The 21847-nt window shown below is 63.3% G+C and carries 22 protein-coding genes; 8 read left to right on the top strand and 14 right to left on the bottom strand.

The features are described from left to right. Window positions 1-222: 222 nt before the first annotated feature. Window positions 223-627, top strand: a complete 405-nt coding sequence (locus PCS43_RS09470; RefSeq protein ID WP_003940777.1) for a DUF5319 domain-containing protein — start codon at window positions 223-225, stop codon at window positions 625-627. A 102-nt stretch (window positions 628-729) separates the two neighbouring features. On the opposite strand, the gene PCS43_RS09465 is transcribed toward PCS43_RS09470, so the two are convergent. The 3 genes from PCS43_RS09465 to PCS43_RS09455 form a co-directional block, all read right to left on the bottom strand. Further along, entirely contained in the window at window positions 730-1668 is a 939-nt protein-coding gene (locus PCS43_RS09465; RefSeq protein WP_231917247.1) for an anti-sigma-D factor RsdA, read from the bottom strand. Next, window positions 1652-2230 (bottom strand): sigma-70 family RNA polymerase sigma factor, encoded by a 579-nt coding sequence (locus tag PCS43_RS09460; RefSeq protein WP_003940953.1) that lies wholly within the window; start codon window positions 2228-2230, stop codon window positions 1652-1654. The genes PCS43_RS09465 and PCS43_RS09460 overlap by 17 nt, the downstream gene beginning before the upstream one ends. Before the next feature lie 175 nt (window positions 2231-2405). After that, window positions 2406-3107, bottom strand: a complete 702-nt coding sequence (locus tag PCS43_RS09455; protein ID WP_209911541.1) for a hypothetical protein — start codon at window positions 3105-3107, stop codon at window positions 2406-2408. 768 nt (window positions 3108-3875) lie between these two features. Between PCS43_RS09455 and PCS43_RS09450 the strand changes: the two genes are divergently transcribed. The 4 genes from PCS43_RS09450 (at window position 3876) to PCS43_RS09435 (ending at window position 6499) form a co-directional block, all read left to right on the top strand. After that, window positions 3876-4172 carry a WhiB family transcriptional regulator gene (locus PCS43_RS09450; protein ID WP_003940939.1) on the top strand — a complete coding sequence of 99 codons (297 nt, stop codon included), beginning with the start codon at window positions 3876-3878 and terminating at the stop codon, window positions 4170-4172. 165 nt (window positions 4173-4337) lie between these two features. Continuing rightward, entirely contained in the window at window positions 4338-5003 is a 666-nt protein-coding gene (locus tag PCS43_RS09445) for a fasciclin domain-containing protein (protein WP_209908075.1), read from the top strand. 88 nt (window positions 5004-5091) lie between these two features. Beyond that, window positions 5092-5760 carry a sigma-70 family RNA polymerase sigma factor gene (locus tag PCS43_RS09440; protein WP_007728615.1) on the top strand — a complete coding sequence of 223 codons (669 nt, stop codon included), beginning with the start codon at window positions 5092-5094 and terminating at the stop codon, window positions 5758-5760. Between the two features lies 1 nt (window position 5761). After that, a complete protein-coding gene (locus PCS43_RS09435; protein ID WP_064443365.1) occupies window positions 5762-6499 on the top strand; it encodes an anti-sigma factor in 738 nt (245 codons plus the stop codon). Between the two features lie 74 nt (window positions 6500-6573). Here PCS43_RS09435 and groL read toward each other — a convergent pair whose 3' ends face one another. After that, the gene (gene groL / locus PCS43_RS09430; RefSeq protein WP_003940715.1) at window positions 6574-8184 is read right to left on the bottom strand and encodes a chaperonin GroEL; all 1611 of its coding nucleotides are present in this window, start codon (window positions 8182-8184) and stop codon (window positions 6574-6576) included. 86 nt (window positions 8185-8270) lie between these two features. Then, window positions 8271-8570: a co-chaperone GroES gene (gene groES / locus PCS43_RS09425; RefSeq protein WP_003940763.1), complete on the bottom strand. Its 300-nt coding sequence runs from the start codon at window positions 8568-8570 to the stop codon at window positions 8271-8273. 233 nt (window positions 8571-8803) lie between these two features. Here groES and PCS43_RS09420 point away from each other — a divergent pair, with 233 nt between their 5' ends. Next, a complete protein-coding gene (locus tag PCS43_RS09420) occupies window positions 8804-10519 on the top strand; it encodes a TIGR03767 family metallophosphoesterase (protein WP_209908071.1) in 1716 nt (571 codons plus the stop codon). A 19-nt stretch (window positions 10520-10538) separates the two neighbouring features. Here PCS43_RS09420 and PCS43_RS09415 read toward each other — a convergent pair whose 3' ends face one another. Then, window positions 10539-11099, bottom strand: coding sequence for a potassium channel family protein (locus PCS43_RS09415; protein WP_063316696.1), 561 nt, complete (start codon window positions 11097-11099; stop codon window positions 10539-10541). Between the two features lie 161 nt (window positions 11100-11260). On the opposite strand from PCS43_RS09415, the gene PCS43_RS09410 reads away from it, so the two are divergent. Then, entirely contained in the window at window positions 11261-12850 is a 1590-nt protein-coding gene (locus tag PCS43_RS09410; RefSeq protein WP_063316697.1) for an Hsp70 family protein, read from the top strand. 18 nt (window positions 12851-12868) lie between these two features. Here PCS43_RS09410 and tsaD read toward each other — a convergent pair whose 3' ends face one another. From tsaD to PCS43_RS09375, 7 genes are all read right to left on the bottom strand, one after another. Next, complete coding sequence (gene tsaD / locus PCS43_RS09405; protein ID WP_007728610.1) at window positions 12869-13906, bottom strand: tRNA (adenosine(37)-N6)-threonylcarbamoyltransferase complex transferase subunit TsaD; 1038 nt, start codon at window positions 13904-13906, stop codon at window positions 12869-12871. Then, window positions 13903-14397: a ribosomal protein S18-alanine N-acetyltransferase gene (rimI, locus tag PCS43_RS09400; RefSeq protein ID WP_003940971.1), complete on the bottom strand. Its 495-nt coding sequence runs from the start codon at window positions 14395-14397 to the stop codon at window positions 13903-13905. The genes tsaD and rimI overlap by 4 nt, the downstream gene beginning before the upstream one ends. Before the next feature lie 10 nt (window positions 14398-14407). After that, window positions 14408-15091, bottom strand: coding sequence for a tRNA (adenosine(37)-N6)-threonylcarbamoyltransferase complex dimerization subunit type 1 TsaB (gene tsaB / locus PCS43_RS09395; RefSeq protein ID WP_065455183.1), 684 nt, complete (start codon window positions 15089-15091; stop codon window positions 14408-14410). Between the two features lie 107 nt (window positions 15092-15198). Beyond that, entirely contained in the window at window positions 15199-15690 is a 492-nt protein-coding gene (gene tsaE / locus PCS43_RS09390; RefSeq protein ID WP_003940673.1) for a tRNA (adenosine(37)-N6)-threonylcarbamoyltransferase complex ATPase subunit type 1 TsaE, read from the bottom strand. After that, entirely contained in the window at window positions 15680-16732 is a 1053-nt protein-coding gene (locus PCS43_RS09385) for an alpha/beta fold hydrolase (protein ID WP_003940782.1), read from the bottom strand. Before PCS43_RS09385 ends, tsaE begins: the two co-directional genes overlap by 11 nt. Then, window positions 16729-17931, bottom strand: coding sequence for an alanine racemase (gene alr / locus PCS43_RS09380; RefSeq protein WP_007728606.1), 1203 nt, complete (start codon window positions 17929-17931; stop codon window positions 16729-16731). Before alr ends, PCS43_RS09385 begins: the two co-directional genes overlap by 4 nt. A gap of 55 nt (window positions 17932-17986) precedes the next feature. Then, window positions 17987-19420, bottom strand: a complete 1434-nt coding sequence (locus PCS43_RS09375) for an NAD(P)H-hydrate dehydratase (RefSeq protein WP_081557612.1) — start codon at window positions 19418-19420, stop codon at window positions 17987-17989. 38 nt (window positions 19421-19458) lie between these two features. Here PCS43_RS09375 and PCS43_RS09370 point away from each other — a divergent pair, with 38 nt between their 5' ends. Beyond that, on the top strand, window positions 19459-19830 hold the full coding sequence (locus tag PCS43_RS09370; protein WP_003940908.1) for a plastocyanin/azurin family copper-binding protein: 372 nt from the start codon (window positions 19459-19461) through the stop codon (window positions 19828-19830). Window positions 19831-19883: 53 nt separating this feature from the next. Here PCS43_RS09370 and glmS read toward each other — a convergent pair whose 3' ends face one another. After that, the gene (gene glmS, locus PCS43_RS09365; RefSeq protein ID WP_003940837.1) at window positions 19884-21746 is read right to left on the bottom strand and encodes a glutamine--fructose-6-phosphate transaminase (isomerizing); all 1863 of its coding nucleotides are present in this window, start codon (window positions 21744-21746) and stop codon (window positions 19884-19886) included. Between the last annotated feature and the right edge of the window lie 101 nt (window positions 21747-21847).

Here is a 21847-nt window from a genome sequence, read left to right as displayed (position 1 = left end):
CCTAGATTCGCCCAGGGCGACCGCTGTAGCAGCCGCCTCGAAACGGATTACGAAAGCTGGATATCGGATAGAAGGCGCCTGCACGGAAAGAAATTCCTGGCACCTTTTCCCGGCGTTGCACACCATGGTATCGGCTCACTCAAAGGTCCGAACCATCCCACCCACGCTGCGGGTACGCGTAACAAGTGGCGCTGACCCCCCTGACCTGCGTACCGTGGTGCTGTGCGTGATCAACTGCCCCCCGGTCTGCCGCCAGATCCCTTCGCCGGCGACCCAGCTGACCCCTCCGCGGCTCTCGATGCCATCGAGCCGGGCCAACCACTCGACCCCCACGAACGCCAAGCGGTCGAGGAGGATCTCGCTGACCTCGCTGTATACGAGGCACTCCTCGCTCACCGCGGTATCCGCGGTCTCGTAGTCTGCTGCGAGGACTGCCAACAGGATCACTACCACGACTGGGACATGCTGCGCGCAAACCTGCTGCAGCTGCTCGTGGACGGAACCGTCCGTCCCCACGAGCCTGCCTACGACCCGATGCCTGAGGCATATGTCACGTGGGACTACTGCCGTGGATACGCCGACGCGTCGATGAACGAGGCGATGCACGGCGACGGTTTCGACAGCTGAGCGAAACCTCACCCAAGCTCATACGAAAGTGGCCGACAAGCAATTGCTTGTCGGCCACTTTCGTATGAATTCAGATCGGAACGATGCCGATCAGAGCGGGTCTCAGGGCGGCGGTGACGAGAAATCACCGGACGGCGACGAGGCAGGCGCCAGAGACGTCGTCGTCGTGGTGGTGGTCGTTGTCGTCGTGGTTGTCGTCGGCAACGAGGTCGGAGGCGTCGAGGAAACCGACGTCGGCGGCAACTGCAGCTGCACTCCCGGATCTGGTTTGGTCGAACTTGTCGGTTCGCCAGGTCCCTGAGGATTGAGCGGTTTGACCGAGGAGCCCGGAATTGCCGTGATCGAAGTGGTCGGGCCGGCCGGCTGACCACTCGTCGGCGGCGGCGCTACGGGTGACGTGGTCTCCTGGACCTGCGTCATCAACTTGCCCCAACGCTCGACGAGGTCGGTCTTGTCCTGCGAGTCCTTGACTGCATCGGCACGGTGAGCTGCGTTGTCCAGCACCATCTTTGCCGCAGGAATGTCTCCGGCAGCCAACAGCCGCTCGGCCTTTTCCAGCTCGGAAGTCGTGTCGATCTTCGCAACTGTCGAGTTGGCCTCGTCGGCGAAGACGACCTGCTTGACGCCCCACAGGGCATCGCCGGGCTGGGCGTCGTACGCCATCGCCGTCGCGCCACCGAAGACCACTGCTGCAACAGCTGCAGCGGCGGCGATCGGACGAACCACACGCAATCGAGAACGGGAACGTGAACGCTGACGATCGGAGAAGCCGGACGGCGTCGCTGTGATTGCAGCGATGACATCGTCCAACAACGGACCCTCGGGCATCGGAGTCGCAACGACATCGTCACGCCATTGCGAGAGGATCAACGCAAGTTCGTACTGTTCGGTGCTATCGGTTGCTACCGGCCCACCATTCGAAATGGATTCGATCAGCGCATCGTCACGCCGAACCGCAGCCAAATCCACTGGCGTACCGTCGTCGGCGAGATCACCGAGATTCGAAGCGTCATGCCCCTCGTCTCTAGCCAAAGCTCTCACCTGCTTTCGTCACTTCTTTTTTCAGTTTCGCGATCGCTCTGTGCTGAGCGACTCGTACAGCTCCGGCGGTACTACCGACGGCGACGGCCGTTTCCTCGGCCGACATCCCGACCACCAGGCGAAGTATCAAGATTTCTCGATGCTTCTCCGGAAGTGTGCCGAGAAGTTCGTGCATCTGTCTGCTGGACTCCGAATCGAGAGCTCGCTGTTCGGGACCATCATCCAGTGCTATTACATCCGGTACTTCGGAAACGGGCTCCGACTTGTTACGGGCGGAGCTTCGATGTGCGTCCGCAACCTTGTGCGCGGCAATTCCGTACACAAAGGCCATGAACGGGCGTCCCTGGTCCTGATAACGCGGCAGCGCGGTCATCACGGCCAGACAGACTTCCTGTGCGACGTCGTCAGCGGACAGGTGTCCTCTCTCGGCCGCACCCACTCGACCGCGGCAGTAGCGCACCACCATCGGTCGGATGTTCTCCAGAACCAAAGCTAGAGCTGTACGGTCGCCCTGCGCAGCAGCGGCGACCGCGGTGTCCAACTCATCGCTCGTATTTGTCATCGTCAGCGAAAATCCTGGCGTTACAGTGGCACCTCCCGAGCGGGTGTGCTCCCGCTCTCAGCGGAACCCTCTAAGAGTAACCATCCGGACCGACTGGTCTCCGCATACCTGCCCAGCAGTCGCGATATCGATACAGCTCCTTCTGGAATGTTCTCCGGAGACTTCGGTGGAGTGGTTACGACAAAGGTAGGAGTGATCCACCACGCATCGCAATCAAACCGCCGATCTCCCGGGCACTCGGTGAGGTTCTCTCACCGCTGACACCTTCGATCAACAGAGACGACGCCCAGGCCAGGGGCAGCAGGCCGTATTGCCGGCACCGCGCGAACACATCTGCTGCCATCTTCACGGCTGCGCTCGCGTCTGTTCCGGTCAGCGCGGCGCTACGCAGCAGATCCGACTTCACGCGGTGCCGCACAGACTCCGATTCCGCTGACAATTCGACGGCGCGTTCTGCGTGTCTGCGGGCACGAGCGAAGTCGCCTCCCGCCAACGCCAATTCTGCGGAGACCCATTCGATCCGAATTTCCTGCCGCCACAGCCCGCCCTCGGCCGCATCCAGACGCGCCCGACATTGCGCCAGCAGGCGCCAGCCGAGCGGGAGCCTGCCACAGCCGAGGGCGTCTGCGGCCAGACCGGTCAGAGCGTCACAGGCAGCCTCTGGATCACCTGGCAGGCCGCCGACGATCGCCAGTGCGCGCCCGTCCCACGTGGACGCGAGTGCATGGCGTCCGCTCTGGCGAAGAAACGACGCCCTCGTGCTGGCAGACAGAGAGGCAAGAACCCGATCCGAGTGCGTCGAGAACCCGGCCGTGAGCCGATCGAGGACATCCAATGCAGCCCGCGCTCTTGCGTAGTGGCCCTGACCACCCAGCACTACTGCCGTTGTCCACCAATCTCGGGTAGAGCAAGGCGCCGGGAGGCGGTCGAGATCCGGATCCGCACCGAACGCGGCAGACTCGAGGGACCCTGGAAGTGCAGTTGTTTCGTTGGGCACAGGTGATTGAGGGCGCGCAGGTGTCGACACAGGTTGATCATCGCAGCAGCACGAGCAGACATTCGCACGACCGGCGTCACACCAACGATGCCAAAAGTCGCACGAAACACGAAAAGGCAAGTTTGTCGGAGTTAATCAGATATTCAACTGAGATTTGCCAAATGTACTCGTAATGATATTTAACGGGCATATATCCGTGACGTTAACTGCGCATTACTTATTGGACGGATGTCCTAGTTGAAACTTGGGCACTAAGTCCCGAAATGGAGTGCAACCCCGCCCATGCAATATCGGACAAATGACGCAAACCGAGCCGAATGACCGAGTGATTTCGCCGGGCGATCAGCCTCGAACATATCCCTGATCTGTGGGTTTCGCATCTCGAGCTGCCAGGCTTGCCGGCCGCCACCTCGATCGACCCAATTTCGACATCGGCGCAGAACAACGCACGAGGGGCCCGAAATGTAAATATATACTTCGTTAACTCTCGCATTTCGATATATGCCGATCGCCACTGAACGAGCCTATTGACGCGATTTACTCAGCACCCTTACGGTTAGCAAGCGTGAACGATTCAGAAGGCCCGGATAACCTCCGGGCAACTTGGTCCGCTCGTTGATCAACGCGAGCTTGCAGTAAGGAGTCAACATGCCTGCACCGAATCACCTTCCAGGCCCCAACGCAGACATCTGGGACTGGCAGATGCACGGTCTGTGCCGCGGAGTCGACTCCTCCATGTTCTTCCATCCCGATGGCGAACGCGGTAGAGCACGTGCCCAGCGCGAAACCCGCGCAAAAGAGATGTGCCGTCAGTGCCCGGTCCTGATGCAGTGCCGCAGCCACGCGCTGACCGTCGCCGAGCCGTACGGCATCTGGGGAGGAATGTCGGAAACCGAACGTGAACTACACGCGCGCCACCGTCGCACCACCCGCATAGCTTCCTGATACACGTAGGTAGAGCGCACTAGGCCCCCGAGAGTTTTCGGGGGCTTTTGCGTGTGGACGGGACACCGTCGAAAAGAATTTCCGACACGACCCATCCGACCGACGCCCGCCTCCGAATGCCTTCTGACAGTGCACCTCAGCACATCCCTTCAGGAAGGCAGACCCATGAACACCTCTACTCGAGTTCTGGCAGTCACCGCAGCAGCCTCTTTCGCCGTCTTCGGCGTGGTCGGTTGCTCCTCCGACGACAACGATTCGTCGACCGACACGTCCAGCGCCGCCATGACGTCTTCTGCCATGGGATCGAGCATGTCTCCCAGCAGCGCGATGGCGGAGCCTGCTTCCGATCTGGTCGGTGCCGGTTGTGCCGACTATGCAGCCGCAGTGCCGAGCGGCGCCGGATCGGTCAGCGGAATGGCCCAGGATCCGGTTGCCACAGCGGCGTCCAACAATCCGTTGCTCACCACCTTGACCGCGGCAGTCACCGGCCAGCTCAACCCGGACGTCAACCTGGTCGACACCCTCAACGGCGGCGAGTTCACCGTCTTCGCACCGATCGACTCGGCATTCGCCAAGATCGACCCCGCGACGATCGACAGCCTCAAGACGGACAGCGCCACGCTGACCAAGATCCTCACCTACCACGTGGTTCCCGGCCAGATCGCCCCTGACGCGATCGACGGAACGCACCCCACCGCCGAGGGCGGAACGGTCACCGTCACCGGATCCGGTGACAACATCAAGGTCAACGACGCAACTGTCGTCTGCGGTGGAGTCAAGACCGCAAACGCCACCGTCTACCTCATCGATTCGGTGCTGATGCCGCAGTAGTCCCCACCTGCTGTGCGCCTTTATCAACCCCCCGCGGTTAATAAAGGCGCACAGCGGCCAACGGCGGGCCAAGAGAAAAGAACCGGACATGCACGCTACGGTTGTACGCGATGAAGCGAGACAACTCTTCGTGAGCGAGCCAGACCATGCGTCGGATGCGGCCGACGCATGCCCGACGGACAATTCTGCGGCCCGCACCGCGCGAATCGCGGAATCACGCGAGCTGGCAGTGATCCTCGCGAACGTCGCCGGTGGCGACCAGAGCGCCTTCGCCGAGTTCTACGACCGAACCAGCTCCCGTGTGTACGGCATGGTTCTTCGTGTACTCCGTGATCCAGGTTTCTCCGAGGAAGCGGTCCAAGAGGTCTACCTCCAAGCCTGGAAATCAGCCGACAGCTTCGACCCCGCCAAGGGGTCCGCGCTCTCCTGGCTCCTGACACTTGCCCACCGGCGCGCAGTGGATCGCGTGCGCTCCGAACAGTCGAGTTCGGATCGACAGGCTCTCTACGACACCACCAATGCCACTCCCGAATTCGACGTCGTCAGCGACGAAGTGACACGAAGAGACGAGCATCGTGCTGTCACCGACTGTCTCGAAACGCTGACGGACACTCAGCGCCAATCGGTGACTCTCGCCTATTACGGCGGCCGAACGTACCGCGAGGTGGCCGAAGATCTCGGCGTGGCGATTCCCACGATCAAGTCGCGAATTCGCGACGGACTACTGCGCCTACGTGGATGTTTGGGGGTGATGTGAGATGGACGAAGAGCTGATCGACTACGCGTACGCCTACGCGATCGATGCGTTGGACCTCGACGAGCGCCGTGAGGTCGACAAACGACTTGCCGCTTCGGACTCCGCGACCCGCGCCGAATTCGACGCCCAGGTCCGGCTCACCGCCGAAACCATGGCCGCGATGACCGTCGTCGACGCCGTCGAGCCCCCGCCGTCGCTGCGCAGAAGCGTCCTCGCCTCGATCGCAGAACAGACCGCGGCTCCCAACGCCCCGGTTTCGCTGGCCGAGCGTCGTAACCGTCGACGCCCGTGGACCATGGCTCTTGCGGCGGCCGCCGCAGTCGCAATCCTGGTCGGCGGCATCGGAATCGGACGCACGCTGTCCGACAACACGCCGCCGCAGAACGCCGCGTCCGAAATCATGGCAGCACCCGACGTTCATGCCACGACGCGTGACATCCCGGGCGGCGGTAGTGCCACGACGCTGTTCTCGCCCTCCGAAGACGCCGCAGTCCTCGTGATGAACGATGTGACTCCCCCGAGTCCGGATACCGTCTACCAGATGTGGCTGGTGCCGGGCGACACCGACGACACCACGATGATCCCGATGGGGACGATGGCTCCGGGCGACGTCAAACCCACTACTCAGGTGGTGCTCGACGGCATCGGTCCGAATACGAAGTTGGCGTTCACTGTCGAACCGCCCGGCGGATCGCAGCAGCCGACGAGCGAGCCGTTCGCAACGATCCCGCTCATCTGATCGCCAGACGAAAAAAGATCCCCCACCGGAATCCGGTGGGGGATCTCTTCTTTGTGGAAACTACGAGCAGCGAGTCAGTGGCTGTGACCGTGTCCGGTGTCGGCAACTTCCTCGGTCGGCTTCTCGACGACGGCGCTCTCGGTCGTGAGGATCATGCGCGCGACGGAAGCGGCGTTGACCACTGCCGAGCGAGTGACCTTGACCGGGTCGACGACGCCGTCGGCAAGCAGGTTGCCGTAGGTGAGGGTGGCAGCGTTGAAGCCTTCGCCCTTGGTCATCTCGGCGACCTTGCTGACAACGACGGAACCGTCGATGCCTGCGTTGCTGGAGATCCAGAACAACGGGGCGTTGAGGGCTTCGCGGACCACGGCAACGCCGGTGGCCTCGTCACCCGTCAAGCCGAGGTTCCCGATCAGAGCCGTACCGGCTTGAACGAGAGCCGATCCGCCACCGGGGACGATGCCCTCGGAAACTGCTGCCTTGGCTGCGTTGACCGCATCCTCGACGCGGAACTTGCGTTCCTTCAGATCGGTTTCGGTGGCTGCGCCGACCTTGATGACGGCCACGCCGCCGGACAGCTTCGCCAGACGCTCTTCGAGCTTCTCGCGGTCCCAATCCGAATCGGTGTTCTCGATCTCGCGACGCAGCTGCGCAACGCGGGTTGCGATGTCGTCAGCGGTGCCTGCACCGTCGACGATGACCGTCTCGTCCTTGGTGACGACAACGCGGCGAGCGCTGCCGAGCAGCTCGAGGCCGGCTTCCTTGAGCGAGAGGCCGACGTCGGTGTTGATGACGGTGCCTGCCGTGACGACTGCGAGGTCGTCGAGGAATGCCTTGCGACGATCACCGAAGAACGGCGCCTTGACGGCGACGGCCTTGATGGTCTTGCGGATGGAGTTGACCACGAGGGTGGAGAGGACTTCACCCTCGACGTCCTCGGCGATGATCAAGAGCGGCTTGCCGGATTCGGCAACCTTCTCGAGCAGCGGAAGGAAGTCGGGAAGTGAGCTGATCTTCTCGCGGAAGAGCAGGATCAGCGCGTCTTCGTAGACGGCCTTCTGCGCATCGATGTCGGTGACGAAGTAGGGCGAGAGGTAGCCCTTGTCGAACTGAACACCTTCGGTGACAACGAGTTCGGTTGCAACGGTGGAGGATTCCTCGACCGTCACGACGCCGTCGGTTCCGACACGGGTGAGTGCCTCGCCGACGAGCTTGCCGATCTCTTCGTCACGCGAGGAGACGGTGGCGACCTGAGCGATCGACTTCTCGCCCTCGACGGGGGTGGCTGCGGCGAGCAGTTCCTCGACGACCTTGTCGGCTGCGGCGTTGATGCCGACGCCGAGAGCCATCGGGTTCGCGCCCGCTGCGATGTTCTTGAGTCCGCCGCGGACGATGGCCTGGGCCAGAACGGTCGCGGTGGTGGTGCCGTCGCCGGCAACATCGTTGGTCTTGGTGGCGACGCTCTTGACGAGCTGTGCGCCGAGATTCTCGAAGGGATCTTCGAGCTCGATCTCACGGGCGATGCTCACACCGTCGTTGGTGACGGTGGGGCCGCCGAATGCCTTGGCGAGCACGACGTGGCGTCCACGCGGGCCCAAGGTCACCTTGACGGCGTCGGCAAGCTTGTCGACTCCGGCTTCGAGAGCGCGGCGTGCGGTCTCGTTGAACGCAATTTGCTTGGACATCTGTTCTGTCAGCTCCTGAATCTTCGGGGCGTGAACGCATTCCGCCCCGGGATCCTGGGTGGACTCCGGGGCGGATCACGTGTGTCTTACTTGGAGACGACAGCCAGCACGTCGCGTGCCGACAGGATCAGGTATTCCTGGCCGGCGTACTTGATCTCGGTTCCGCCGTACTTGGAGTAGATGACCGTGTCACCCTCCTTGACGTCGACCGGGATGCGGTTGCCCTGCTCGTTGACGCGGCCTTCGCCGACTGCAACGACGGTGCCCTCCTGGGGCTTTTCCTTGGCTGTGTCAGGAATGACCAGGCCGGAAGCCGTCGTCGTTTCAGCCTCGTTGGCCTGGACGAGGATCTTGTCCTCGAGCGGCTTGATGTTGACGCTCGCCACGATGAGCCCTCCACTTTGGGGTATGTGCGTCCGAGGCGATCCTCGGACAGCTGTTTGGGTATGCCGTTTACGGCGCGTCACTGCAGTCCCGTCGTCGCGGGTGCCGGAACTCGATCAGCGCCAATTGGCACTCTATACGTGAGAGTGCCAACCCTCAAGGACTGGGCGCATTTTTCTCTTCGTCCAGAGCGAAACAGGACAGCCGTCCACCACGTTCACCTATTGTTCACTTCGTGACGAACATCAATCGCCGTAGTTTTCTGACCTTCGCCGGACTCGGCGCCGTCGGCGCGGTCAGCCTTGGCAAGCCGTGGGGCCTGCAATATGCAGGCGCGTCGACCATTCCGACGTCAGGTCCTGGCACCACTCTCGAGTCCGTGTCCACCCCCGTCAGCAGCAGCGGCTACACCAAGCTCACCGCCGGACCCGGTTGGGCGAACATCGTGCGCAGCGAATTGGCCGAGCCGAAGTCGGGACGCGAGGACCGACGCACCGCACTCGCCTCACTCGTGCAGCTGACCGACGTCCACATCGTCGACGCCCAGTCCCCCATGCGATTCGAGTACGTCCACCAGATCACCGGCTCGGCGTTCCGCCCCCAGGAGACCCTGACGGCGCACGGGCTGATTTCACTTGTCCGCCAGGTCAATTCGATCGGCAGTGGCCCGCACACGTCGCGACCCTTCGATGCCGTCGTCACCACCGGCGACAACACGGACAACAAGGAATTCGCCGAACTCGACTGGTTCCTCACCTCACTCAACGGCGGAACCGTCGTCGCCAATACCGGTGCCAAGGACCGCTACGAGGGTGTACAGAACTCGGGTGCCGATCTCTACTGGAACCCCGAGTCACCGATGCTCGACATGTACAAGAAGGCCGGATTCCCGGAGATCCCCGATTTCTTCGGTGCCGCTTTCACGCCCGTGTCGAGCCCCGGCCTGAACACCCCTTGGTACTGCGTGTTCGGCAACCACGACGATTCGGTGTCCGGCACGGTGCCCAGCGGCATCCCGCCGCTCGAAGCGATGTACACGGGATCTCTCAAATTCGAGGTGCCCGGTTCACCGGAGCAGGCCAAGCAGATCGACGTCGCCACCAAGTTCGATCCCAGTGCGATACCCGGAATCCTGTCCGCCTTCACGACGCCGCCGCGCCAGGTCACCCCCGACCCGTCGCGCGCGCCGTTCACACCGCGACAGTTCATCGCCGCACATCTTGATCCCGCGCACACCGGTCCCGGCCCCGTCGGACACGGTTTCGCCCCCGACGCCGGCGACACCGGTATCGGTTACTACTCGTTCGAGATCGCACCGGGCGTCGTCGGCATCAGCATGGACTCCACCAACCGCGCGGGCCTCGTCGACGGTTCGCTGGGCGCCGCTCAGTTCCAGTGGATCGAGAACACCCTGCGCGCCGGCAGCAGCACCTACTACGACGCCGCGGGCTCTCGCGTCACCGAGTCGCGAGGTGACACGTATTTCGTGCTGTTCAGTCACCACACGAGCGACACGATGGACAATCTCATTCCCGACCCCGAGAACGTCCTCGAGCCACGCCTGCGCGGTTCACAGCTTCTCGACTTGCTGCATCGTTTCCCGAACGTACTTGCCTGGGTCAACGGACACACCCACGAGAACAAGATCACCCCGTGGCCCGGCGCGACCCCCGAGCAGGGCTTCTGGGAGATCAACACCGCCTCGCACATCGACTACCCGCAACTCGGACGCATCATCGAGATCGCGGACAACCATGACGGAACGGTGTCGTTGCTTGCGACGCTCTTCGAGGCGGAGAGTCCCAATTCCGTCGACTACAGCGACAAGTCGGCAGCCGGGCTCGCCTCGCTGTACCGCGAACTGTCGTTCAACGACATCCACCGCGACCCGAAGCTGACGGGTACCGGCGTCGACCAGAACGTCGAATTGTTGGTCCACACCGGACGATGACTCCGATTGCCGCAGTGTCCTAGGTGATTTCAGGTCCGCTCGAAGGCGAGCGGTGCACTTTCGCCCACGACACTGCGGCAACGACGAATCGAACGCCGAATCCGATCAACACCAGATTGCAGACGATCTGAAGGCTCACGAGCCCCCGGGCAAGGTCCGTCTGCGCGGCGATGTCACCGAATCCGACTGTCGAGAAGACGGACAACGAAAAGTACAGCGCCGCCATACGCGACAGCGGTTCGGTGAAACTGCCAGGGCTTGCATGCTCGACCGAAAAATAAGTGATGGACACCAACAACAAGTACGTCGGCATCACCACCGCCACAGCTTCGACCGCCTGCAGAGATGGCACATCGGAACGCAGAATTCGCCACACCTGCCAGGTGGTCACGGCAAGTACCGCGGCGCCTCCACCGATCAAGAGGAAGATTGCACTGGCGGTATGTACATCGATCCACGGCAGAAAGAAATACGCGCATCCGAAGGCGATCACCGTCAGCGTGGGTCGAAGCACTGCACCACGGATCAGCGCGCGTCGTCGTTCCCGGTCGATGTGGGGAGAATCGCCTTTTTTCCGCATGAATCAATGATCGACAATTTCGCAGGTAAAACCACCCTTTCGGTCCGAAAAGGACGTCACGGAGACGAAAAGCACTGAGCAATCCTCACGAACCTTCTGTAACGTTCATATAACGGCGGTCGATTGAACATTGACCGGTATTGACTGTGAGGAGGTGTGCGATGAGTTGTTCACTGGGAATTTCCACTGGATCTTCCGGTGTCTATTCAGCACTCGTCGACACCGATACCAGCACAAACGCGCCAGGCGCCGTGCCTGCCGAGACTCGCTTCGTCTCGGCGGATCAGGCCAATTCCAACGTCGGTGACCTTGTCAGAGCATCCATCAAGCTGATGACGACGCAGGTAACGGACGGATCTGAAGCGCCGCGCTCGATCGGTGTCAGCTATCGCACGGACGATCAACTCGCGAGCATCAGGTCATCTCTTTCACGCTCGCCGAAGCAGGTCCGTGCAATCCCCGAACCTGCCGCCGTACACGCGTATCTCGCCGAGACAGGGAAAACCGAGCGGTACGACACGACAGCTCAGGTGGACGTCGGTGATCAAGGTCTGACGGTGTCCGTCGTCGACCACACCGGTGAAGTTCTGCACTCCGACCGTATAGACGCCCTCGCAGGGGCCGGAATCGACCGGGCATTGGTCGACTTCGTGACGGAGAAGGCGCCAGGGCACTTGCGCCGGTACACCGACGCGGAACTTCTTGCCGCCCGGTGCCATGTCGCCAAAGAGCAACTGTCCACGTCCACCAAGGTGACCATCGACCTTCCGATCGACGCGATGGCGATCACGCGCGACGAGTTCGAGGCCATCATCGCCCCGGATATAGAGCGCGCCGTCACCTTCATCCGTGAAGTCGTGAAGGGCTCACCGCGGCCCGTCGGTGCCGTTGTACTCATCGGCGGTGGCGCACACATTCCGGCCGTGCGGTCCGCCGTCGCCGCTGCCGTCGACGTCCCCATGGTCGAGATCGTCGAGCCCGAGACTGCGGCAACCAAAGGTGCTGCACTCCTGGCAGATTCGATCACCGCAATTCGTTTCCCGCTGCTGGGCTCCGGAAGTGACCAGCGCTCCGGATCCACCGCCAAGGTATCGGGAGCGTTGATCGGTGCGCTCGTGGTCGGCGGACTGGTACTCGGTTACGGCGCAAAGGAATTGGTACCGACCGACGACACCGCGGTCTCGCCCGTCGGAACGGGGTCGACCACGACGACGGTGAGCCCCGAAGCGACACCGAGCACCGGATCGACGATCATTCCGTCTCATGATCCTCTGCCCTCGGTAGCCGGCAGCACGTATCCTCGGTACGGGTATCCCACCACCCCGTTCGACTCGCAGCCTTACGACACGCACTCGTACACAACGCATCAGTACACACTTCCGCCTGCGCCGATCCCGGACACCTCGACGACAACCACGCCGCCGACCACGACAACGACCACTCCGAATTGGCCGACCATTCCCGGAATCACGCTGCCCGATCCACCGGCGTGGTGGCCGACGATGCCGGACACCGAGGCGACGCCCCCGGTCGATCCGACCGAGGCAAACCCCGGCGGCGGTCTCGGCCCGGGTGAGAGCGGCGGCGAGAACCCGACGACGCCGGAGACTCCTGGATCCGGTTCCACCGAAACCGAAATCACTACCCCTGGTGGTGGTGATCCGACGACGAAGCCCGGTGAACCGAATACCTCGATGCCCGAAAACGGTCCCGCGACCACACCGGATCGGGAACCGGCCCCGGTCGGCTGATTCTCAGTCGGCCGATTTTCAGTGCATCAGCTGGCTGACCGAGACCGACAGCCCCGGGTCCGTCGCAACACTCAACTCCGAAGGGCCTGCGCCGTTTCCGATCAGGTGAGCGGCCAACGATGCGATCATCACGCCGTTGTCCGTGCACAGTCGAGGTTTCGGAATGCGCAACGTGATGCCCGCTTCGGCGCAGCGCTGCTCGGCGAGTGAGCGGATACGCGAATTGGCCGTGGCGCCGCCGCCGAGAACCAACGTGTCGACCCCGACGTCCTTGGCTGCACGCACTGCCTTCATCGTCAGGACGTCTGCAACCGCTTCCTGGAACGAGGCAGCGATGTCCGGGATCGAAAAGGTCTCGCCTGCGCGCTCTTTCGATTCGACATAGCGCGCGACGGACGTCTTGAGTCCCGAGAACGAGAAGTCGTGCCGCGAATCGCGCGGCCCCGTCATGCCGCGAGGGAAGGCGATTGCGTTCCGATCTCCCTCTTGCGCAGCAGCATCGAGTGCCGGTCCACCGGGAAAGCCGAGACCGAGCAGTCTGGCCACCTTGTCGAAGGCCTCACCGGCGGCGTCGTCGACAGTCGTGCCCAGTTCGACAATGGGCTTGCCCAGATCTTCGACGTGAAGCAGGTGTGTGTGACCGCCGGAGACCAACAATGCGACGCACGAGGGCAACGGACCGTGCTCGAGAGTGTCCACCGAGACGTGACCGCCGAGATGATTGACCGCATAGAACGGGATGTTCCATGCTGCCGCATAGGCTTTCGCTGCGGCTACACCGACCAGCAGCGCGCCGGCCAGGCCGGGTCCGATGGTGACGGCCAGCGCGTCGGGCTTCTCGATACCGGCGGCAGCAAGGGCACGGCGCATCGTCGGCACGATCGCCTCGAGGTGAGCCCGCGAGGCCACTTCGGGAACCACTCCCCCGTACCTGGCGTGCTGATCCACGCTCGATGCCACCTCGTCGGCCAACAGCTCGCAGGTTCCGTCACCGTTCCAGCGGACGATACCGACACCTGTTTCGTCGCAAGAACTTTCGACACCCATGACGATCATGCTTGCTGCTCCTCAATTTCGCGGACACCGAGCACGGCAGGCCGTCTCATCGTGTACGCATCTGCCCCACTGGGCTGGTAGTACTTCTTTCGTGTTCCGACGATCTCGAATCCTTCGCGCCGGTACAGCGCGATGGCAGGTTCGTTGTCGGTGCGCACTTCCAGGAACACCGGGCACTGCCGTGAATCCGCCAGAGTCAGAAGCGCATCGAGCAACGCGCCGCCGATTCCGAGTCGCTGAGCCGAGGGATCTGTACCGATGGTGTGAACCTCGGCCTCCATGTTCGGCGACGCCCCCAACAATGCGACTCCGGCGTAGCCGAGGACGTGACCGTCAGGCTCCCGGGCAACGAAGTAATGATTATGTGCGCCTGCAAGTTCCGAGACGAACGCTTGTGCGCTCCAGGGTCCGTCGCCTGCGAACAACGCGCGCTCCAACTCCGCGCACCGTTCGGCGTCATCGACGTTCATCGGCTCGATGCTGTACTTCATCTGCTCTGTCTCACTTGCCACGTTCTGCAAGGGTCTTCGCGTCCGGGCGTCGGAGGTACAGCGGCTCCAGCGGGGCCGGAACCGAGCCGGCCAGGATCTCGCGAGCAGCGACTGTCACCAACCCGGCCGGTGAAGGTGTCTCCGCCGGGTCGACGGGTAGATCGAAGAAGTCCACGTGCGAAGCGGATCCGGCAATCAGCGTCGAAGGCGAAGGATCGACGTCGCCGGCGGAATTCACAGCCGGTCCTTCGACGCGCACTCCGCCGTCATAGCGCGCCCAGTAGATCTCGCGACGCCTCGCGTCAGTCACGACGAGCAGGCTCGGTGTGGTCGGTACCGCAGCCGCGATCGCATCGAGGCTGCACACGCCGTACACGGGAACACCGAGTGCGTCACCGAAGGCAGCGCCCGTCGCCATGCCGACACGCAGTCCGGTGTACGGCCCTGGCCCGACACCCACGACGACGGCGTTCAAGTCGGCCGGTGTGAGCCCTGCCTCGGCGAGGCATTCGAGGACGTGAGGGGTCAAGACCTCGGCGTGCGCACGAGGATTGACCGTGACACGCACGGCAAGCGTCTCCACTGTGTCCGGTGACTCTGCGTCCGGTGACACTGGGTCCGGTGACGAAGCCGACAGGGAGACGACTCCGGCAGTGACTGCCGGAGTGGAGGTGTCAATTGCGAGAACAAGCACGATTTCTCAGGGTACCCGCACGTGAAGAACTACTTCCGGCCCGGGAGGGTCACGACGTCTGTGACACCAAACTCCGTTTCACGACGTCTGTGACACCAAACTCCGTTTCACGACGTCCAGGACCAACTCGCAGTCCGCACATCCGATTCGGGTTCCCGATGAAGCTGCACTCGCAGGTGCCGTTCGACGAGCCTTTCCACGACGTCACCACCCCATTCGACCACCACCACTGCATCGGTGAGGTCGGTGTCGAGGTCGAGGGCATCGAGTTCGTCGAGCGCATGCGGTCCGCTGTCTCCCAGCCGGTATGCGTCGACGTGGATCATGCCGACGGGAACTCCGCCGCCGGGGCGGGTGCCCGGACGATGCTCACGAGCGATGACGAACGTCGGGGACGTCACCCGGCCCTGCACCCCGAGCCCGGCGCCGATTCCGCGCGTCAACGCGGTCTTGCCTGCCCCGAGTGGACCGTCCAGCACCACCAGGTCGCCGGCAACAAGTCCCGCCGCCAAGCGTCGGCCGAAAGCCTCGGTATCCTCGGCCGTTTCCAACGTGATCTGTCCGGACACGGGAAGTCCCGTGGAGTTCTCAGCCGACATCGGACCGCTCTTCTACCTGCGCTCGCTGCACCAACTTGTCGATTGCGTCCGTCACGATCGCCGGGAACTCGAGCTGCACCAGATGGCCGGCCCCGTGAACTCGCACGAGTTCGGACTCGGGGAGATCGGCAGCGAGACGCTTGGAGCTGATGAACGGAATCATCATGTCTTGATCGCCGCAGATCACGACTGCCGGTGTGTGCGCGAGGACCTCGAGAGAAGCGGACTCGTCGTGCAGTTCCAACGTCCGCAGGAAATTGACGATGGTCACAACCGAGGTCCGGTCGAGCATGCCGTCCGAGAGTTCATGCAGCCGTGGGCTGACATCGGTGCCGTACGAGGCCGCACGCAGGATCGGCGTGATCAATACTCGCGCAGCGCCCCGGGCATGCTGAACTACTCCTGGTGAGGTGCGCACTGCCAACCGGAATCCGTCGATGATCGGATTCTGCAGATTGCGGGTCAGGCCGGTCTCCGCCAGGCCTGCCGCCGTCGTCGCGACCAGCCCCACGCCGATGACTCGGCCCTCGAACCATTCGGGTCGCTGACCGGCGAGCGCGAGTACCGTCATGCCGCCCATCGAGTGACCGACCAGAACTATCGGTCCCTTGGGTACCTTGGCCTCGACGACGGTCGCGAGGTCGCGGCCGAGCTGAGAAACCGTACAACTCTTCGAACGCGGCATGCCCGAGTCTCCGTGTCCGCGCTGGTCGTAGAACACCATGCGAACCTTGTTGCCCCATCGCTCTTCGAGCTGGCGGCGCTGGAAATGCCAGGACAGCGCACTCAGGCAGTATCCGTGCACGAAAACGACTGTCAGCGGAGCGTCGTCCGGTCCCACTTCGCGAACTGCCAGCTCGACACCGTCCTCGGTGCGCACCGTGCTCTTGCGGTCGCGCGTCATGAGGTCGAAGTCCTCGTCCGCGTAGATTTCCCGGCCCGGACGCGTCGCGGTCTTGAATGCGTTCACGCCGGCCATCGAGCCGAGCGCCACGGCGCTGAGCAGGCCACCGAGAATGCTCATCTTTCCTGCAGTCTTCATGACGTCTCTCCCCCGATGTACGTACGCACAGTGCGTCCACGTATCCCGGTCACGACCTCGTAATGAATGGTGTCGAGTACGTCGGCCCAGGCCTGCGCGTTGGGTTCGCCGTGATCGCCGTTGCCGAAGAAGATCGCGGTGTCGCCTTCGCGAACTCCGTCACCGTCCGGACCCAGGTCCACCAATACCTGGTCCATGCAGATTCGCCCGACAGCCTGGCGACGCTTACCGCCCAACTGCACTTCGAACTTGCCACTCAGTGAGCGAGACAAACCGTCGGCGTAGCCGACGGGAAGCAGCGCAAGAGTGGTGTCGTGCGGTGCGACCCACTGATGCCCGTAGGAGACGCCCTCTCCGGCGGCTACCTTCTTCACCAGAATCACCTTCGCTCGCAGCGTCATCGCCGGTCGTAAACCGAAATCTCCGAGTTCGGGCACCGGAGACAATCCATATATCGCGATTCCGGGCCGAACCATGTCAAACCGCAGGTCAGGACGGGTGACTGTAGCAGCGGAGTTGGAAAGATGAACAACTTCGGGGTCGAATCCGCGAGCGCGGACGTCGGCAACCGCGTCGATCAAACGCTGCTTCTGCATGTCGATGACGTCGTGATGCGGTTCGTCCGAGTGCGCGAGGTGAGAGAACACTCCGCGCAGCCTGATCGTGCCCTCGTCCCGCGCAGTGGCGAGGTCGTCGAGCATCTGCGGCCACTCGGTTCTCGATACGCCGTTGCGATTGAGACCGGTGTCCACCTTGAGCGTCACCATCGCCTTTTGTCCCAGAACCCGTGCCGCGTCGACGACAGCGGCCAGGTGTCGCGGGGAGGACACGCCGATCTCGACGTCCGATCGGATCGCCGAGGCGAAATCGGCGTCGACGCCGTGCAGCCAGGCAAGAACGGGAGCGGTGATGCCTGCCTCGCGAAGGACCAGTGCCTCCGCGATGGTGGTGACGCCGAGTTCCCGGGCTCCCGCCGAGAGCGCCGTCCGCGCCACCGCAACTGCGCCGTGGTTGTATCCGTCCGCCTTGATGACCGCCATCAACGCTGCATCCCCGGCAAATTCACGCAGAACACGCACGTTGTGCGCGATCGCGTCCAGATCGACGACTGCCTCCGTCTGCGGCCCTACTGCGTCGTCGAGTCGGCTCGCCTTCCCCTCCGCAGGCTCCTTCGGTGCTCTTCCCTGGGCAAGCGTCATGGCGACAATCCTGCCACCCACGCAGAATCGGACACGTGTTCGGGTTTGAACACCCTCAATCGAGGGCAAAAGAGCGAAGCACACGCACCGATTCCCGCAGACCTCCCAGCAGGGGTGAAGCCGAAATCGGTGCTCCGGCGACATCCCTCTGACCGCCGGCAGCGGCGATGTTCGCAGCCAACGCGTGAGCCCGCGCCCCGACGGCCCCGGCTTCGAGAGGGCTAAGACCCGACGCCAGCAACGCACCGATCACACCGGAGAGGATGTCACCCGAGCCTGCCGTCGATGCCCAGGAGCCGCCGGCGTCGTTGACCAGCACCTCACCGCCGGGATCAGAGATCACCGTCGTATGGCCCTTCAACAGGACCGTGACTCCGAGGCGTGCGGCAAGAGCACGCGTGGCCGCGATCCTGTCGTCGCCAAGAGTTGTGAATCGAGCGAACTCGCCGGCGTGGGGCGTCAACAGTGTCGGCGCGGTCCGGGCTGCGACAAGTTCGGGACGCTGAGCGAGGAGGGTAAGTCCGTCCGCATCGACAACAACGGGTACATCAGTAGCCAGCACCGACGCCAGAAGTCGCGCGGCGTCGTCGTCGGTACCCATACCGGGGCCGACCACCCACGCCTGAACTCGCCCGGCGGCTCGGAACGTCTCACTCGCAATCACCTCCGGGAACCGGGCGAGCACCTCGGTGGCGCCGTGCCCGGCGTAGCGGACCAGGCCGGCGGTCGCGGTAACCGCGGCACCGGTACAGAGCACGCCCGCGCCGGGATACTGCTCACTTCCCGCAACGATGCCCACCACACCCTGCGAATACTTGTCGTCCTCCGGACCGGGCACCGGCCACAGCGCACCGACCTCCGCCGGATCGAGCGAACCGAACTCGGGTTCGCCGACGCTCAATCCGATGTCCACGAGTTCGACACGACCACACAGCGGAGCCGCGAGTACGTGTACCGGCTTGAGCGCACCGAATGTGACCGTCACATCAGCAGTCACCGACGGGCCGTCCACTGCGCCGGTGTTCGCGTCGACGCCGCTCGGAAGATCGACCGCCACGATCGGTGCATCCACCTGGCCGACGAGATCGGCCGCGTCAGGCCGTAGACCGCCGTGCCCGGAAATCCCGACGATGCCGTCGATCACCAGATCCGGCGACCCGACTTCGGCGGCGACTCGGCCGCCGGCCTTCAAGAGAGCATCGAGGCCCGCCCGATGAGCGCGCGCCGGATCGAGCAACACGGCCCGCACGCTCACACCTCGTTCGCGGAGCAACGCACCGGCCCACAGGGCATCACCGCCGTTGTCGCCCGTACCGACCAGCAGCGTCACCGACCGATGCGCGACCGACCCTGTACGGGAACGCAATTCGTCCGCGACTACTCGCGCAAGACCGTACGCCGCTCGACGCATCAGCACCCCGTCGGGCAGCTTGTCGAGCAGCGGCGCCTCAGCTGCTCGCACCTGATCGGCTGTGTAGTACCCACGCATGTCGGAACCCTTCAGTTGCCGTCGCTACCCTCGAAACCATGAAATCACGTCTTCGCCCGGCAATCGCGGGTCTCGTGCTCGCTCTCGGTCTGGTCGGGTGCAGTTCCGGCACCGACTCCACACCACCGGCTCCGGAAACGACGGCCAGCGGACCCGTGGTGACCATCTCCGGGATGGCGTACTCCCCCGCGTCCATCACCGTGAATGTCGGCGAGACGGTCACGTGGGTGTTCGACGACAACGGAATGGCCCACGACGTCAACGGCCTCGGGGACGCCAAGGGCAAACTCCGCAGTCCGCTCAAGAAATCGGGAACCTACACCTACACGTTCACCGAACCCGGAACCTACGACTACACCTGCACACCGCATCCCGAGATGCGCGGAACCGTCGTCGTCGAGACGCCGTAACGCGCTCGGGCCCCACAGTCTTGCGACTGCGGGGCCCGATTTTCTAGCGAAAGCTACTCGACCGTAACCGATTTCGCCAGGTTACGCGGCTTGTCGACGTCATAGCCACGCGCCGCGGCAACCTCGGCCGCAAAGATCTGCAACGGAACCGTGGACAGCAACGGCTGCAGCAGAGTCGGTGACGCCGGAATCTCGATCAGGTGATCCGCGTGCGCCGCGGCGACGGTGTCGCCTTCCTCAGCGATGACGATAGTCGTCGCCCCGCGCGCCTTGATCTCCTGAATGTTGGACACCAACTTCGAGTGCAGGACAGCGCGGCCCTGCGGCGACGGCATGACGATGATGACCGGAAGGTCCTCCTCGATCAAGGCGATCGGGCCGTGCTTGAGCTCACCGGCGGCAAAGCCCTCGGCGTGCATGTACGCGAGCTCCTTGAGCTTGAGCGCACCCTCGAGCGCCACCGGGTAGCCGACGTGACGCCCCAGGAACAGCACGGTCGACGCGTGCGCGAACTGGCGCGCCAACGCGCGCACCGGTTCTGCCGTCTCGAGTACCTTGCTGACCAATGCGGGCATCGCTTCGAGGTCGGCGTACTCGCGGGCGACCTCGTCCGGATACTTGGTTCCGCGAGCCTGCGCCAAAGCCAAACCGACGAGGTAGTTCGCGGTCACCTGCGCCAGGAACGCCTTGGTGGACGCGACCGCGATTTCCGGTCCTGCCCGGGTGTAGAGGACTGCGTCGGCTTCACGCGGGATCTGTGCACCGTTGGTGTTGCAGATCGCCAGGACGCGTGCCTTCTGGTCCTTGGCGTGCTTGACAGCCTCGAGCGTATCGGCCGTTTCCCCCGACTGCGAGATTGCGACAACAAGCGTCGAGCGATCGAGAACCGGGTCGCGGTAACGGAATTCGCTGGCGAGTTCGACCTCGACAGGTAGACGCGTCCAATGCTCGATCGCGTACTTCGCCAACAGACCGGAGTGGTAAGCGCTACCGCAAGCGACAACGAACACCTTGTCGACGTCGCGCAGTTCCTGATCGGACAACCGCTGCTCGTCGAGGACGATCTTCCCGTTTTCGAAGTGGCCGAGGAGCGTGTCGGCGACAGCAGTCGGCTGCTCTTCGATCTCCTTGAGCATGAAGTAATCGTGACCACCCTTTTCGGCGGCCGCGAGATCCCAGTCGATGCGGAACGGGCGTCCTTCTGCCTCGTTACCCGCGAAGTCGGAGATCCGGTAGCTGTCGGCAGTGATCACCACTGCCTGATCCTGTCCGAGTTCAACCGCATCGCGTGTGTGCTCGATGAATGCAGCGACGTCGGAGCCGAGGAACATCTCGCCCTCACCGACACCGACTACGAGCGGTGTCGAGCGGCGCGCGGCGACAATCGTGTCCGCATGATCAGCGTGCGTGAAAACGAGCGTGAACGCACCTTCCAACCGACGAACCACCGACAGCGCACTCTCGATGAAATCACCTGCCGTCGGCCCCTGGGCGTACGCCCGGGCGACGAGGTGAACCGCGACCTCGGAATCCGTGTCGCTCTGCAGTTCGACGCCTGCAGCCTCGAGCTCCGCACGCAGCGGGGCAAAATTCTCGATGATTCCGTTGTGAACGACAGCCAGCTTGCCCGAGGCATCACGATGCGGGTGCGCATTGCGGTCCGTCGGACGCCCATGCGTCGCCCAACGGGTATGGCCCATACCGGACGTACCGACGAAGTGATCCGCACCGTACTCGCCGAGCTCCGCCTCGAGGTTGGCCAACTTACCGGCCTTACGCTCGATCTCGACCCCACCGGTTCCGTCGAGAATCGCGATTCCCGACGAGTCGTACCCGCGATACTCCATTCGTCGCAAAGCCTCCACCACAACGCCCAGAGCTGGGCGGTGGCCGACGTATCCCACGATTCCGCACATGGTGACTCAGGGTACTTGGACATCGGCGGTGGGCGCATTTTGCGGTTCCCGCACCTGGTTGCAGCGTCCGCTCCGCATACACGAGGCGGCTCATCGGATAA

The organism is Rhodococcus sp. C-2 (genome assembly GCF_027854095.1).
Taxonomy (GTDB): Bacteria; Actinomycetota; Actinomycetes; order Mycobacteriales; family Mycobacteriaceae; genus Rhodococcus_F; species Rhodococcus_F qingshengii.
This window is presented reverse-complemented; position numbering and strand designations above follow the sequence as displayed.